The sequence below is a fragment of the Paenibacillus amylolyticus genome (assembly GCF_003719335.1).
GTDB classification, from domain to species: Bacteria; Bacillota; Bacilli; order Paenibacillales; family Paenibacillaceae; genus Paenibacillus; species Paenibacillus amylolyticus_D.
Genome location: NZ_RIAS01000024.1, coordinates 1 through 15759, shown reverse-complemented (window position 1 = coordinate 15759; position 15759 = coordinate 1). Strand labels below are relative to the sequence as shown.

Annotated in this window: 15 protein-coding genes and 1 other RNA gene; 15 read left to right on the top strand and 1 reads right to left on the bottom strand. The window is 46.1% G+C overall.

Translation table 11 applies throughout. The features are described from left to right. Positions 1-79: 79 nt before the first annotated feature. Complete coding sequence (locus tag EC604_RS29780) at positions 80-265, top strand: hypothetical protein (protein WP_151458126.1); 186 nt, start codon at positions 80-82, stop codon at positions 263-265. Here the strand turns inward: EC604_RS29780 and EC604_RS27290 are convergent. Further along, the gene (locus EC604_RS27290) at positions 237-1391 is read right to left on the bottom strand and encodes a S8 family peptidase (RefSeq protein WP_123067148.1); all 1155 of its coding nucleotides are present in this window, start codon (positions 1389-1391) and stop codon (positions 237-239) included. The two genes, EC604_RS29780 and EC604_RS27290, sit on opposite strands and share 29 nt — an antisense overlap. 480 nt (positions 1392-1871) lie before the next feature. Between EC604_RS27290 and rpoE the strand changes: the two genes are divergently transcribed. From rpoE to EC604_RS27215, 14 genes are all read left to right on the top strand, one after another. Next, the gene (gene rpoE, locus EC604_RS27280; RefSeq protein WP_123067146.1) at positions 1872-2444 is read left to right on the top strand and encodes a DNA-directed RNA polymerase subunit delta; all 573 of its coding nucleotides are present in this window, start codon (positions 1872-1874) and stop codon (positions 2442-2444) included. A 494-nt stretch (positions 2445-2938) separates the two neighbouring features. Beyond that, complete coding sequence (locus EC604_RS27275; RefSeq protein ID WP_123067145.1) at positions 2939-4543, top strand: CTP synthase; 1605 nt, start codon at positions 2939-2941, stop codon at positions 4541-4543. 261 nt (positions 4544-4804) lie between these two features. After that, entirely contained in the window at positions 4805-5191 is a 387-nt protein-coding gene (locus EC604_RS27270; protein ID WP_090924863.1) for a response regulator, read from the top strand. 260 nt (positions 5192-5451) lie between these two features. After that, entirely contained in the window at positions 5452-6306 is an 855-nt protein-coding gene (fba, locus tag EC604_RS27265) for a class II fructose-1,6-bisphosphate aldolase (protein ID WP_123067144.1), read from the top strand. Between the two features lie 147 nt (positions 6307-6453). After that, positions 6454-7707 carry a UDP-N-acetylglucosamine 1-carboxyvinyltransferase gene (locus tag EC604_RS27260; RefSeq protein WP_123067143.1) on the top strand — a complete coding sequence of 418 codons (1254 nt, stop codon included), beginning with the start codon at positions 6454-6456 and terminating at the stop codon, positions 7705-7707. A gap of 499 nt (positions 7708-8206) precedes the next feature. Beyond that, complete coding sequence (gene rho / locus EC604_RS27255) at positions 8207-9532, top strand: transcription termination factor Rho (RefSeq protein WP_090924861.1); 1326 nt, start codon at positions 8207-8209, stop codon at positions 9530-9532. 138 nt (positions 9533-9670) lie between these two features. Then, positions 9671-10945 (top strand): radical SAM protein, encoded by a 1275-nt coding sequence (locus EC604_RS27250; protein ID WP_123067142.1) that lies wholly within the window; start codon positions 9671-9673, stop codon positions 10943-10945. 103 nt (positions 10946-11048) lie between these two features. Beyond that, on the top strand, positions 11049-11246 hold the full coding sequence (gene rpmE / locus EC604_RS27245) for a 50S ribosomal protein L31 (protein WP_056698168.1): 198 nt from the start codon (positions 11049-11051) through the stop codon (positions 11244-11246). A 151-nt stretch (positions 11247-11397) separates the two neighbouring features. Then, positions 11398-11665, top strand: an RNA gene (gene ffs / locus EC604_RS27240) — signal recognition particle sRNA large type. A 177-nt stretch (positions 11666-11842) separates the two neighbouring features. Beyond that, positions 11843-13588 carry a DNA polymerase III subunit gamma/tau gene (dnaX, locus tag EC604_RS27235; RefSeq protein ID WP_123067141.1) on the top strand — a complete coding sequence of 582 codons (1746 nt, stop codon included), beginning with the start codon at positions 11843-11845 and terminating at the stop codon, positions 13586-13588. A 57-nt stretch (positions 13589-13645) separates the two neighbouring features. Beyond that, positions 13646-13957, top strand: a complete 312-nt coding sequence (locus EC604_RS27230; protein WP_111273525.1) for a YbaB/EbfC family nucleoid-associated protein — start codon at positions 13646-13648, stop codon at positions 13955-13957. A 35-nt stretch (positions 13958-13992) separates the two neighbouring features. Next, positions 13993-14592 (top strand): recombination mediator RecR, encoded by a 600-nt coding sequence (gene recR / locus EC604_RS27225; protein WP_062329683.1) that lies wholly within the window; start codon positions 13993-13995, stop codon positions 14590-14592. A gap of 192 nt (positions 14593-14784) precedes the next feature. Then, on the top strand, positions 14785-15060 hold the full coding sequence (locus EC604_RS27220; protein ID WP_123067140.1) for a DUF2508 family protein: 276 nt from the start codon (positions 14785-14787) through the stop codon (positions 15058-15060). 57 nt (positions 15061-15117) lie between these two features. Continuing rightward, positions 15118-15387: a pro-sigmaK processing inhibitor BofA family protein gene (locus EC604_RS27215; protein WP_123067139.1), complete on the top strand. Its 270-nt coding sequence runs from the start codon at positions 15118-15120 to the stop codon at positions 15385-15387. Positions 15388-15759 lie beyond the last annotated feature (372 nt).

Genomic DNA, 15759 nt, shown 5'->3' with positions numbered 1-15759 from the left:
CTGGCTCTTGCGGGTACTGGCGATGCTCGCCAAGTACCCGCAAGGGCACAGGTTTGCCGCCAGCCGCGGGCACCCAGCAGTGCCCTGCCATCGGCACAGCCGCAGGGCACTGCTTCAAGAGCAGGCTCGGTTGTGCCTGCTCTCGCTCTTGCCTGCTGCGCAAGGCGTGCCCGGCAGTGGCCGGCATCCGTTGCTGCGCAGCACAGGTGCGGCGGCTCGCAGCATGCGCCGCCGGGTTACCCATCGCCCTCTTGCATCAGCTTGAGGGCGTCTAGCTCGCCACCGCGGATTTTACTCTTCGCGGTGGTGCTTTTGCGCGCGCGCAGCGGAACCGTCGCGCGCTTCACAAGCGTCTTGATCTCGGCTGGAGACAGGCCGGGATGTTTGGCGAGCAGCAGCGCGATTGCGCCGCTTACATGGGAGGTTGCCATGGATGTACCGCTCATCTCGTGATGCTTGCCATGCACCCAGGAGGACACAATTTTATCCCCGGGGGCATAGACATCTACATAAGCACCACGATTGCTGAATGAAGCAATACGTCTGTTTTTGTCGGTAGCACCAACCGAGATGGTCTGCGGATATCGGGCAGGATAATCGATGCTGCGACGCTTGCCGTCATTTCCTGACGAAGCCACAATGACGATTCCTGCATGATACGCTCGGTTGACCACATCAAGCAAAGATTTACTTCGTGTTTTCATACCAAAACTCATATTGATAATATCCACCTTGTTGCGTACACACCAGTCGATGCCGAGTACAATGTCCGAGACATAAGCAGAGCCGTTGTGATCGAAGGCTTTGACGGGGTAGATTAATGAACGCGGGGCAACGCCGATCATGCCTTCGGTACTGTTCGCTGCGGCAATAGTTCCTGCAATATGGGTACCGTGACCGTTGTCATCATGGGGAAGCAAGCTTCGGTTCAACAGATTAATGCCACGGGCAAGGGAGTATCGTAGATCAGGATGGTGGTAATCTGCTCCTGTATCAATAACACCAATTTTGATCCGGTGTCCTGTCGAAACAGACCATACTTTAGGGGCTCGAATCTGTTTCACACCCCACGGTATACCTTGAGGAGTGCTTGGTTTGTTGTGGAGTGCAGTAGAGTGAAGCGAGATAGGAGTATCCTCCTCTATCGTAATGTCGTCCCCGTATCGATATAACACGTCCGGGCTCTGAACAGGAGCGATGAGAGTTCTGGCAAGCCTTGAGGTTCGAACGCCTCCCAGATCGGTGAATTCATTGCGCATTCGGGATAATTCAACGAGACAGGCCTCGTACTGCTGCGGTTTGGCGAATCGAATCAGATAACGTCCCCCGTGTTCAGGCTCGGGGCATCTCATTCCGTCAATCAACTGATGCAATAAACCGGTATAGTCCATTATGGGCTGCCCCCTTCGGGATGAACATGCTGAGGTATTCTATGAATGCGTTCATCCCGGCGCATGGGGAACTTGCCCTTTTTTTATAAAAACACATTCTCTCCGTGTCAAAACGGGCGCAGGTACATATGATGGATGGAGGGCTAGAGGGCTCTTGCGGGGAACCTGGTGAGGAGCAATCCTACGAGGGTATACAGTCAGAAGGCGGAGGGGACTCCGTCTTTTACATATCATTTTTGCTTTGTTCCTGGTGGCAGCGGCCATGGTGTTTATTCGTTACTTATTCATTCTGTTCATCCAAATGAGGAGATCGGGATATGGATCAAAGGATGAAAGTGTAAATATGGGACATGCTTACATAAAAACTTGCTTTTTAACGCTAAATAGGTTTTACTTAGGTTTGTTAATGGATATGTTATACGTAACGATCCAGTTTGCAGGGGATATAATGCGAATTATGTGTGAGAGGAAGTGTCTTTAGTGAGTACCTCGCTCAATTTGAAAATTGATAAAGAAAAGGTAAGAGAGATCCCTTTGGTGGATCTGGCCTTTATGGTGCTGAAAGCGGCTAATACGCCGTATTACTACCGGGATTTGATGAATGAGGTAGCGAAACAGCGCGGAATGACAGATGAAGAGATCAACGAGTATATCGCCCAGCTTTATACCGAAATTAATATCGATGGCCGTTTTGCTTGCGTCGGTACGAGTCTGTGGGGATTGAAACGCTGGTATCCGGTTGCTGGATCGGAAGATTCCATGACAGGTGCGAAGCGTCCGCGTATCATCAACGATGAAGATGATGATCTGGAAGACGAAGACTTCGGTGAAGAGGACGATAGCTACAACAGTGACGAAGACTTCGACAGCACAGATGATGATCAAGACGAAGATGAAGACGAAGATGAAGATGATGATGACATCTTTGATGAAGATGACAGTGAAGAAGAAGTGCTGGTTGAAGATGACGATCTGGAAGATGAAGACCTCGATGAAGACGATGAAGAGTCCGAAGACGAGGATGAATTTGACGACGATTCCGATAATCGGTAATCCTTTTTGCTGACGAAAAATTGCCCGGTTTTTCCCCGATAGTCAGCCTTGACAGCAGACGGGGTAACGGGTAAACTATTGCATGGGCTTATGAATGAGCGACAATATATTTATGTTTTTTAGAGAAAGTGCCCCGTCCTGCGGGAGTACTTTCTTTTTGTATTTTTAGAGGCAGAATGATGCCAAACGATTACTTTTCCGACTGCTCCCGGCCAAACCTTTTCGGCCTGTTTTTTTGTATGTTCAAACAACGAAACTGGAACTACCGACGAGGTTTAGAGTGGGACAAGCGTGGATGAAGGCTCCCGGAAAGTTTGCATTATTTTTTGCCAGGAATGATGTGTTAGTGAAAACCGTCTTCGCTGGAAAGAGCAGTTCGCAGATGCAGTTAATTTCTGCCATTGCTCTTTTTAACGATGATTACCTGGGAAACGGGTTACGATAACACCATATATCGCCTGAATTTCTGTACTTATATTAGGAGGGTAATAACAGTGACAAAGTATATTTTCGTGACGGGCGGAGTTGTGTCCTCCCTGGGCAAAGGGATTACGGCAGCCTCGCTGGGCAGATTGCTGAAGAACAGAGGACTCAAAGTAACGATCCAAAAATTCGATCCATACATCAACATTGACCCGGGAACCATGAGTCCTTATCAACATGGTGAGGTATTCGTAACGGATGATGGCGCAGAGACGGACTTGGACCTGGGCCACTACGAACGTTTTATCGACATCAATCTTTCCAAAAACAGCAATGTCACGACAGGTAAAGTGTACTCTTCTGTAATCAGCAAAGAGCGTCGCGGAGAGTATCTGGGCGGTACAGTTCAAGTTATTCCACATATTACAAACGAGATTAAAGAGCGTGTGTTCCGAGCTGGACGTGAAGCGGGTTCAGATGTCGTTATTACCGAGATTGGCGGTACGGTGGGTGACATCGAGAGTTTGCCATTCCTGGAAGCAATTCGTCAGATCAAGAGTGATGTAGGCCGTGACAACGTGATGTACATTCACGTTACACTGATTCCATATATCAAAGCAGCGGGTGAAGTCAAAACAAAACCGACACAACACAGTGTGAAGGAATTGCGCAGCATTGGTATTCAACCAAACGTTATCGTTTGCCGTACGGAATATGAGTTGTCCAAAGATATGAAAGCCAAAATCGCACTTTTCTGTGATATCGACGAGAACGCAGTCGTGGAATGCCGCGATGCGAGCACGCTGTATGAAGTACCGCTTAACCTTCGTGAAGAAGGTCTGGATGAGATCGTGGTTAACCATCTGAAACTGACTACTCCTGCACCGGATATGAGCGAGTGGGAAGGTCTGGTGAACCGGATCAGCAAGCTGGAGCGTACGGTTGAGATTGCGATCGTTGGTAAATATGTTGCATTGCATGATGCGTACCTGAGTGTTGTAGAGTCCCTGTCCCATGCAGGATTTGCATCCAATGCCGATGTGAAGATTCGCTGGGTTCCTTCTGAAGATATTACCGATGAGAATGTAGGCGATATGCTGCATGGCGTTGGTGGTATTCTCGTTCCTGGCGGCTTCGGTGATCGCGGTATTGAAGGTAAAGTATCAGCAATCCGTTATGCCCGTGAGAAAAATATTCCGTTCTTCGGAATTTGCCTTGGTATGCAGGTTTCTGTCATTGAATATGCACGCTCCATTGTTGGGTTGAACGGTGCGAACAGTTCGGAGATTAATCCGGCTACCGAGTTTCCGGTAATCGATCTGTTGCCTGAGCAAAAAGATATCGAAAATCTCGGCGGTACGATGCGTCTGGGTCTGTACCCTTGTAAGCTGCAGGAAGGTTCTTTGGCAATGTCTTGTTACGACGATGAGTTGGTATATGAAAGACACCGTCACCGGTATGAGTTTAACAATGAATACCGTGAAGCCATTGAAAAAGCAGGTCTTGTTATTTCCGGTACATCACCGGATGGACGCCTGGTTGAAATTGTGGAACTTCCTGGACACCCTTGGTTCTTGGCAGTACAGTTCCATCCGGAATTCACTTCCCGTCCGAACCGTCCGCAACCATTGTTCCGTGAGTTCGTGAAAGCTTCTCTGGAGAATGCGGAGAAATAATAAATTGAATCGTTGAAAATACCTAGTATTACAAGGATGTTTCTGGCTGCTATTATAGCGCGGAAGCGTCCTTTTCTTTTTAGTAAAGACCTAGATTGATTTACTCTTTGTCAATTTGAGATAATGGAAGGATTTATGTGGAAGAGGTTTGAGATAGTAGAAGGATTTTACTGGAAGAGGTAGAATACTTATCATGACGACTATGGGATAGTTATCCAGATGTAATGTGTATATGCTTTCCTAATTCTAGGAGGTTACAGCGTGGAAGAGAAAAAAGTTCTGATTGTCGATGACCAAAACGGTATTCGTATTCTACTGATGGAAGTGTTCAGCAGCGAAGGGTATAACACATTTCAGGCGGCGAACGGCAAAATTGCGCTCGAAATCGTCAATAAAGACAAGCCGGACCTGGTTTTGCTGGACATGAAAATTCCAGGAATGGATGGGCTTGAAATACTGAAGCATATCAAAGAGATTGACCCTGACATCAAGGTTATTATGATGACGGCGTATGGAGAACTTGACATGATTAAGGAAGCTACCGATCTTGGCGCACTCATGCATTTTACGAAACCGTTTGATATTGATGAGATGCGTGTGGCCGTCAATATGCAACTTCGCAATGGTGCTGCGAACAAGTGCAGCTAAATCCTGTTGATACAGGATTTTTTTGCGTCAGCCTAACAGCTGCATGTCATCATGAGAAAATGGGGTATTTCACCTGTTTGTGTAGGGAATATTGGAAATGGTAACGCCATCATCCCTTGTCTGTGAAAACTGTGCTGCAAAGCACAGCATTTTTGCAAAAGCTTGTTTAGTATTTGACATGGGATGTGGTATAATAAGCCCGTATGTGATTTCGGCTAAAAACCATAGACACAACCCAAACCCCTAGGAGGATTGAAACCATGCCATTAGTATCTATGACAGACATGTTGAACAAAGCACTTGAAGGAAAATACGCAGTTGGTCAATACAACATCAACAACCTTGAGTGGACTCAAGCGATTCTTGCTGCCGCTGAAGAAGAGAAATCCCCAGTAATTCTGGGCGTATCCGAAGGTGCAGCGCGTCACATGGGCGGCTTTACTACTGTAGTTAAAATGGTAGAAGGACTCTTGATTGACATGAAAATTTCCGTACCAGTTGCAATTCACCTGGATCACGGTTCAAGCTTCGACAAATGTAAAGAAGCAATCGATGCTGGCTTTACATCCGTTATGATCGACGGTTCCCATCACCCAATCGATGAGAACATCGAAATGACTAAAAAAGTAGTTGAATATGCACACGCTAAAGGCGTTTCTGTAGAAGCTGAAGTTGGTACTGTAGGCGGACAAGAAGACGACGTTATCGGTGGTATTCAATACGCTGACCTGAACGAATGTATCCGCATCGTTAAAGAAACAGGTATCGATACTTTGGCACCAGCTCTGGGTTCCGTTCACGGTCCTTACCAAGGCGAGCCAAACCTCGGTTTCAAAGAAATGGAAGAAGTTCGTGACGCGGTACAAGTTCCACTGGTATTGCACGGTGGTACAGGTATTCCTAAGCACGATATCGATAAAGCAATCTCCCTGGGTACTTCCAAAATCAACGTGAACACAGAGAACCAAATCTCGTTCACAAAAGCAGTTCGTGAAGTGCTTGCAGCAAAACCAAACGCTTACGATCCACGTACGTTCATCGTACCAGGCCGTGAAGCAATCAAAGAAACAGTTAAAGGTAAAATCCGTGAGTTTGGTTCCAACAACAAAGCGTAATTTATCTTTAAAAGTTCCATACTGTGAAATGGAAGAACACCGCCTAGCCGGTGTCTTTCCATTTTCACACCTTATTTCTACAACGTTAGCCATCAGCACGTATTGCCGTTCATCGGCTGCAAAACACGTAGGGGGACATTAAGCTTTATGGAAAAATTAATGATTAGTGGCGGACGTCCGTTACAGGGAACTGTAACTATAAGCGGCGCCAAAAACAGCGCCATTGCGCTTATTCCTGCAGCATTGCTTGCCGAGTCAGAGGTCGTGCTCGATAACTTGCCATTACTCAGTGACGTGGCTGTATATGCAGAAATTTTGGAGGAACTCGGAGCGCGTGTGACTTGGGAAGGCAGTCAGATGAAAATTGATCCTTCCGATATTAAATCAATTCCTATGCCAAACGGTCCTGTGAAGAAGCTTCGTGCTTCATATTATATGATGGGAGCACTGCTTGGACGTTTTAAAGAAGCAACAATAGGTTTGCCCGGAGGTTGTAATTTTGAACCTCGTCCAATTGATCAACATATCAAAGGGTTTGAAGCGCTTGGCGCAACCGTAACAAATGAGCACGGCTCTATCCATTTGTATGCCAAAGAGCTACGCGGAGCTAAAATATATCTTGATGTAAGCAGTGTTGGTGCAACCATCAACATTATGCTGGCGGCCACTCGTGCCAAAGGCTCTACAATTATTGAAAATGCGGCTAAAGAGCCTGAGATTATAGATGTAGCAACACTTTTGAATTCTATGGGGGCCAGCATCAAAGGTGCAGGTACAGAAACGATTCGAATCGAAGGAGTTTCGGAGCTAAAGGGTTGTCGTCACTCCATTATCCCGGATCGGATTCAAGCGGGCACGTATATGATCGCTGCGGCGGCCACACGCGGAGATGTACTCATTGATAATGTCATTCCCAAACATCTGGAGGCTTTAACAGCCAAGTTGCTGGAGATGGGAGTGGGTATCGAGGAACTGGACGAAAGTATTCGGGTCATTGGACAGCCAAAGTACAGCCATGTCGATGTGAAGGCATTGGTATATCCGGGCTTCCCAACCGATCTGCAGTCCCCGATGACCAGTGTATTAACACAAGCGAACGGTGTAAGTGTACTGAGCGACTTTGTATACAGCAATCGGTTCAAACATGTGCCTGAGCTGGTTCGTATGGGTGCCAAAATTCGTGTGGAAGGGCGATCAGCCATTATTGAAGGTAGTGCACTGAACGCGGCTAAAGTAAAAGCGTCAGATCTTCGTGCTGGTGCAGCATTAGTCATAGCGGGACTCACCGTCAGTGAAGGAGTTACTGAGGTGACGGGGGTTGAGTTTATTGATCGAGGATACGATCATTTGGTGACCAATTTACGTTTGCTTGGTGCAGACGTGTGGAGGGAAACCGAATAAGGATTTCAACTAGGCAGCATCGTAAATATTCCGCTTGAAGCGTGTTTTATAGCGATGCTGCATAACCTATAGTAGAATGGGGTAAACTATTCTAATAGATTTTGCATTTTCTTCCGGATATGATGAACTGTAACAGGTTCTTGTTCCGGAGGGTCTTTTTTTGAAATAAACATCATAAGGCTTTATGAACACATCATTCCTTATATTGTTTTTGAAAATCATTCCCTTTCTCCAATCCCCGGATTTGTTTGAACCTGCGCTTCATAGCCGGTCTTCCCGGATCGATCGCCCCATGTTTGGAGTTCACTCATTAAGGATTATGCCATGTAATGGCCATTCCACCCGGAAAATTACACACCAAGACAGGTATTTGCATTATAACGGTTACATTCCGTACAATGGATAGAAGAGATTGTGGTTAGAACTGCTTTCTATAGCTTGAATTAGCTAACGAAACTATCCATTTCACGGACTCATTAATTGAATAGGTGGTTATTATATGGATCTGCAAATTTCCGATTTGGAAGAAATGAAATTAACGGACCTCTATAAGCTGGCGAAAAAATACCAGATTCCTTATTACGGGACCCTTAAAAAGAAAGAATTAATCTTTGCTATACTCCGTGCACAAGCGGAACAAAGTGGTTTGATGTTTATGCAGGGTGTGCTCGAGATTTTACCTGAAGGTTACGGCTTTTTGAGGCCAATCAACTATTTACCAAGTACAGAAGATATTTATATCTCGGCTTCACAGATTCGCAAGTTTGATTTACGGACGGGTGACCTTGTATCAGGTAAGTGTCGCACGCCAAAAGAAAATGAGAGATATTTCGGTTTATTGCAAGTTAACGCTGTAAATGGTGAGAATCCATCGGCGGCTGCGGAGAGACTTCATTTCCCGGCATTAACCCCACTGTATCCGCAGAAGAAACTGGTTCTTGAAACATCCCCGAGCCATTTATCCACACGTATTATGGATGTGCTTGCCCCTGTAGGGTTGGGACAACGTGGATTGATCGTAGCACCTCCCAAAGCCGGTAAAACGCTTCTCCTCAAAGAAATTGCCAACAGCATCTCAACTAACAATCCAGAAATTGAACTTTTTGTCCTGTTGATTGATGAACGTCCAGAAGAAGTAACGGATATGTCTCGTTCGGTAAAAGGGGAAGTTGTTGCTTCCACGTTTGATGAGCTGCCCGAGAATCATATTAAAGTAGCGGAACTGGTGCTGGAGCGTGCACTGCGTTTGGTCGAAGCCAAAAAGGATGTCGTTATTTTGCTGGATAGTATTACACGTCTGGCCCGTGCGTATAACCTGGTGATTCCGCCATCTGGACGTACACTAAGTGGTGGTATTGATCCAGCAGCATTCCATCGTCCAAAGCGTTTCTTTGGTTCTGCTCGTAATGTAGAGGAAGGCGGCAGTTTGACCATTTTGGCAACAGCGTTGATTGATACGGGATCACGTATGGATGACATCATTTATGAAGAATTTAAAGGTACGGGTAATATGGAGCTTCATCTGGATCGCAAATTGGCTGAACGCCGTATTTTCCCTGCCATCGATATTCGCCGTTCCGGTACACGCCGTGAAGAGGTACTGCTTAGCAAGGAAGAGCTGGATACGATCTGGGCTATTCGTAAAAATATGAATGATTCCCATGACTTCGTTGAAGGTTTCCTGAAGAAACTACGCAACAGTAAAACGAATGCCGAGTTCCTGGCTGCGTTTGATGCGGCTGGAAATGCGCCCTCCAGCAATGCTGGAACGACGACAACTCGCCGTTCCCCAAGACAAACGGCTACATCAGGAACATCGAATTAACATTTGAATTGCAGTTTGGATTCGTATAACGTAGCCATAATCGTTGTAAGATAATGATGTGGGTGACTATACTATGTACTGACTGCAATATAATATACTCGTCGTCAGGTTTAACCCAATAGATGTGAGGAGAACATCATGTATTTAGTATACGCAGATGAAAAAGGCAATGTTTTTGATCATCCTTCCCTGTACGGACTCGCCCGCAGCGGAGATATGATTGTGGAGATAATGGAGGATGAGTTGATTCCTCTGCCGGATGGTGCAACATTGGTTGGTCTTCCAAGCACCCGTCCTATTGGTATGGACCCGGATACAGGCGAGATGTTGCCTTTGTCGAGTGATACACAAGCCGTAGGTGCACTATTGCCGCAAGGTTTTACGCGTCTTTGTTTGCCGGGTTATGTAAAAACGGATAAGGAATACAAGCTGCCGTTGTTTGGATACTCGGCTGTCGTTTGGAAAGATGGAGGGTTCTACGTTACGGCTTCCCAGTCCGATATTCCGGAGAAGTGGAATCCGATGAACTGTGATCGTGACGATGTGCGCTCCGGTGTTAAACGGTTTACGGAGAAGTATCCAGAGAACCGATTGTACACCCACCTGTCCAACTGTGCATTGGGTTATGAGTGTCTGACGTCTTCCAACACATTCTTGAATCGCTGGGAAGGTGGCGTTCCTGTATCGTACTCATGTAATGCTGGCTGTTTTGGTTGTATCTCTGAACAGCCGGATGACAGTGGTTTTGTATCACCGCAGACACGGATGAATTTCCGTCCTCGTGTGGACGAGATCGTTGAAGTGATGCTGGAACATCTGAAAACACCTGAATCTATTATTAGCTTCGGACAGGGATGTGAGGGGGAACCTTCCACACAAGCCAAGCTGATTATCGAAGCTATTCGCGAAGTGCGCTCCATTACGGATATGGGGTATATCAACATCAATACCAATGCTGGCTTGAATGATCATATTCGCGGCATTGTGGATGCAGGGCTGGATCTGATGCGTGTGAGTACGATCAGTGCACTGGATGACCATTACAACGCATATTACAAACCTCGTGGATATACACTGGCTAATGTGGAAAAGTCCATGAAGTACGCTGCAGAGCAGGGAGTATATACTTCCATTAACTATTTAATCTTCCCGGGTGTAACGGATCGTGAGGAAGAGATTGAGGCAATGATTGAATTTGCACGCCGCACCAACCTGCGATTGATTCAGATGCGTAACCTGAATATAGACCCGGAGAGCTATTTGGAGTTAATTCCACCGGCAAAGGGCGATATTTTGGGAATGAAGCAGATGCTGGAGATTTTTGCGGAAGAGTTGCCGGATGTTGTCATCGGGTCGTATACGCATGTTCCACCAGCAGGGATGGCTCGCCCTAAAAAGCTGATTACCTCTTGAATGAATTAGATTGCAACCGGGTTTAGGCCGTGTTATAATCTGCTGTGTTGTGCCATTTACTCTGGGTCCGCTTGAGGCTCAGGGCGGAAAGAGGTGAAAGGTAATGAAAGAAGCAATTCATCCTAAATACACGATTGGTCAAGTATCCTGCGCATGCGGTAATACTTTTGAGACTGGTTCGGTTAAAGACGGACTTCGTGTAGAGATTTGCTCCGCGTGCCACCCGTTCTTCACAGGTAAACAGAAGTTTATCGATGCTGGCGGCCGTGTGGATCGTTTCAAAAAGAAATACGGAATCTAATCGTACAATTCCTTGTGAATTGTCTAATTATTGTATCCCAATCACCCCTGCTATTTTGGCAGGGGTTTTTAGTTACTTATGCAGAGAAGCAAGTGGTTTCCATTTTCCAGCCGGTTGCATTTTGGACTACCTTGCGTTATACTATTTCTTACCGTGCTAGATGGGGAGGTAGCGGTGCCCTGTAACTCGCAATCCGCTATAGCGAGGTTGAATTCCTGTTAGAGGTTTTGTCGATGTGAGGTTTGGTCCCTGAACGTGGTGTTGACGGTTGGGTCCTCCGCAATGAGTACTCATGAACCTGGTCAGGTCCGGAAGGAAGCAGCCATAAGTGAGACCACTCTTGTGCCGGAGGGTTGCCTAGCCCGAGCTATTGTTCAGGGGTGCCGCTTGGATCGCAAATATCGATAGCAGGTGCACGGCTTAACTTTTTAAATGTAGAGACCTTTGCATCAGTATGAATGCAGGGGTCTTTTTTGATATGTTGAAAAAAACTGCGCATGAAATGAGTCAGATAAAGTTTGGATTCACTCTGGAATATAGTATAATGGGGTGACGACAACGGACTCGAATGCGAAGTGGAAGGAAGGTAACGCATCATGGAGCATATCGCGTTATACCGGGCGTGGCGTCCTCAGTCGTTCCAGGATATGGTGGGACAACAACATATTATTCAGACCTTGCAGAACGCGATTCGTGAACAGCGGACCTCCCATGCTTATTTGTTTAGCGGTCCCCGAGGGACGGGGAAGACAAGTGCGGCCAAAATATTGGCCAAAGCTGTAAACTGTGAACGCGGACCTGCAACTGAACCTTGTAACGAATGTGAGGCTTGCCGCCGAATTACGAACGGCGCTGTTATGGATGTGCAGGAGATTGATGCTGCATCCAATCGAGGCGTCGAGGAGATCCGTGATCTTCGGGAAAAGGTGAAATATGCCCCTACCGAAGTCCGGCAGAAGGTTTATATTATTGATGAAGTGCACATGTTGACGACAGAGGCGTTCAATGCTTTGCTCAAAACACTGGAAGAGCCGCCGCCACATGTGATGTTTATTTTGGCAACGACAGAACCGCATCGTCTGCCTGCTACCATTATATCGCGCTGTCAGCGATTTGATTTTCGCCGTGTATCTCTGGAAGAACAGACAGCCAGATTGGCTTTGATCTGTGAACAGGAAGGGATGGAAGCGGATCAAGATGCGCTTCAGTACATTGCCCGTCTATCTGATGGCGGGATGAGGGATGCGCTTAGTGTGCTGGATCAAATCTCATCATTTACCGATGGGCGAGTAACGTACCAGCAGGTTATGGATATGACAGGCGGTATTCCTTCAGAACAATTTGCTAAGCTCGCATCCTCCTTGCTCAAAGGGGATGTCGGTCATATTTTGCAGATGATCGAAGGCTTTATGCATGAAGGCAAGAGTGCAGACAAATGTATGGAGAATCTGCTCTATTATTTCCGGGATTTGCTGATGATCAAAATGGTGCCAGATGCGGACAAACTGACGGATCGGGTGTTGAACCCGGAATCGTTTCGAGATATGGCGGAATCGTTTACGAAGGAACAGTTGTTTCAGATGATCGATACGCTGAATCGGTACCAGAGTGAGATGAAATATGCGGTTCAGCCCCAGACATTATTTGAAGTGGCTTTGCTTAAACTGTGTAGTATCCCGGCTTCGGGAGGAGTGGCTTCATCGGCTGGGGTGCCTTCTCCTTCAGCACCTGCTGATGCTGGAGAGATCAACCGATTGAAACAGCAACTTGCTGAGTTGGAGAAAAAGCTTGATCGGGCGCTCAAGAGTGGTCTTTCGGGTGGGGATGCGGCTTCAAATGCTCCTGCACGACCGGCAACACGTGCGCCAATGTCAAGGGCTAACGCCCCGGTGAAGCTTCCAGCAAATTTGGATCAATATATTGCTCGCAAAGGATCTCCCGAATTCGCCGAAATCAGTAAAAAGTGGAGCCAGATTTTGCAACGTGTCAAAGAGGAGAAGGTTACGGTTCATGCCTGGTTTATGGATGGAGAGCCAGTTTCGCTTCTCGAAGATAATGTGCTGGTTGCTTTTAAGAACAACATCCACCGTGAAACGACGGAGAAACAGGCGAATCGTGATGTCATTGAGCGGGTACTTTCCGAACAGCTTGGGCGTCCGGCTCGACTTGTGACGATGATGCTTAGAGACTGGACGGGTGCGATGGAAGGAGCTTCTGAAACGCCAAAGGAGGATTTTAAGCTTGAACCGGAGCATGAAGACGGTGGTTCAGGCGATAAACAGCCTTGGATTGATGAAGCTATTCAGTTATTTGGGGAAGATCTCGTAGTCATTAAAGAGTAGTACATTACGAAGTGATGTGTATAATTTGAGATAACTATATTAAAGGAGATGACGGATATGAATAACATGAACCAAATGATGAAACAAGTGAAGAAAATGCAGGAGCAAATGCTGAAGGCGCAGGAAGAACTCGCGGACAAAACGGTTCAAGGAACTTCTGGCGGCGGAGTGGTAACTGCTGAAGTTAACGGACATAAAAAACTGCTTTCCATTACGATCAAGCCTGAAGCCGTAGACCCGGATGACGTTGAAATGCTTCAAGACCTTGTCATGACTGCTGTGAATGATGCTTTAACCAAAGCAGATGAAATTGCGAATCAGGATATGGGTAAATTCACGGGCGGCATGAAAATTCCGGGGTTATTTTAATATAAACTGATCCTGTCAAAAGGAGACTCAACCGATTGTATTATCCTGAACCGATAGCCAAGCTTATTGATGCCTTTACCCGTCTTCCTGGGGTGGGGCCAAAGACAGCGGCGCGTTTAGCTTTTCATGTGCTTAACATGAAGGAAGATGACGTTATTGATTTTGCCAAAGCGCTCGTGAGCGTGAAGCGTAATCTCCATTACTGTTCTGTATGCTGTAATATTACAGATACGGACCCTTGCCGGATATGTCAGGATAAGTCGAGAGATGTGTCTGTCATCTGTGTAGTCCAAGATTCGAAAGATCTGGTAGCTATGGAGCGGACTAAGGAATTCGATGGGTACTACCATGTGTTGCAGGGGGCGATTTCTCCAATGGAGGGAATTGGTCCGGATGATATACGCTTGAAAGAGCTGTTGACTCGTTTGAGTGATGAGCGGGTAAAAGAATTGATTTTGGCGACAAACCCCAATATTGAGGGCGAGGCTACGGCAATGTATATTTCCCGCCTAGTGCGTCCGTTTGAAATTAGTGTTACCCGTATTGCCCATGGATTACCCGTAGGTGGGGATCTGGAGTATGCAGATGAAGTTACCCTTTCAAAGGCACTGGAAGGACGCAGGGAGATGCGCTAATGTATCTTGTTGCTTGTGAATTTGATAAGAGTGACGTTCTTATAGAAGGCAATCCGATAAGTTGATTATATTGCAAGAGAGAGCCGTGGGCTCTCTCTTTTTTATTTTAAAAGTAAATGTCCAAGTTCTAAGTTTGTCCCTTCCTTGATATGTATGAGAGTGTGCTATACGCATGGAAAAGGGAGGGTGTTTATGTTGATATGGCGAAAAAAACGTAGCTTGGAGGATGGAAGAAAGAGAGAGCTGGCGGAACTAGAGGCGGAGTTGGTTTATGCGGATGTGCAGAAGGCTAAACAAGAGTGGGAACGTGCGATGAGACAGTTTGAGGACGCTCTGGGAGAGGATGAGATCGATTATGCCATCTATGTGCTTGAAGCGGCCGAGAGGAAATACCAAATTCATTTGAAGCGGGCCAAACGGTTGAGCGGTATAGATATGGCTGCTACTGATCGAGAACTTAGTGTGTAATTAAATTAAGGTGGCTGAGTATACAGGTGATTTTATATATAGCTGGAGGTGGAGTGTATGAAGAGTGTTATTCTGGGAAGCATATTGGTTGCCTCTATGTTGGCGCTGCTATTTGTTTTGTTTAGAAAGCGCTTAGGGTTATCAATCTTTGCATCAATCGGAATTCATGTGGTGCTTGCCGCCGCTGGGATATATATCGTAAATTACTCAGGTTGGATAACAGGAGTTTATATCCCGTTAAACCCTGCAACAATAGGTACTGTTACTGTTCTGGGACTCCCGGGGGTCGGTCTGTTGTTGGGGTTGAAAATTTCTTTATTTGGGTAGTTGACTATATAGCGAGATATATGGTACATTATATCTCGTTGCTTTGCTTGCTTGGTTACACACTTTGCTTGAAACAAATGAAGTTAATTATGAACTTCAAAAATAATTTCAAAAAAAGCTTGACCAAAACAAACGAAGTATGATATATTATAAAAGTCGCCGCTGAGACAAATTGGTGACGAAAAAACAAGTTTGATCTTTGAAAACTGAACAACGAGTGAGTAAACATTCTGCTTGCAGAATGGTGTGAAGGTTTTTGGTACATGCCATCTGGATGTATGGAAACTGGAGCGCAAATGAGATTTTTAATCTCGTCAGATTCAAAATGAGCTTATCGCTCTTTTCAATAACTTTATTGGAGAGTTTGATCCT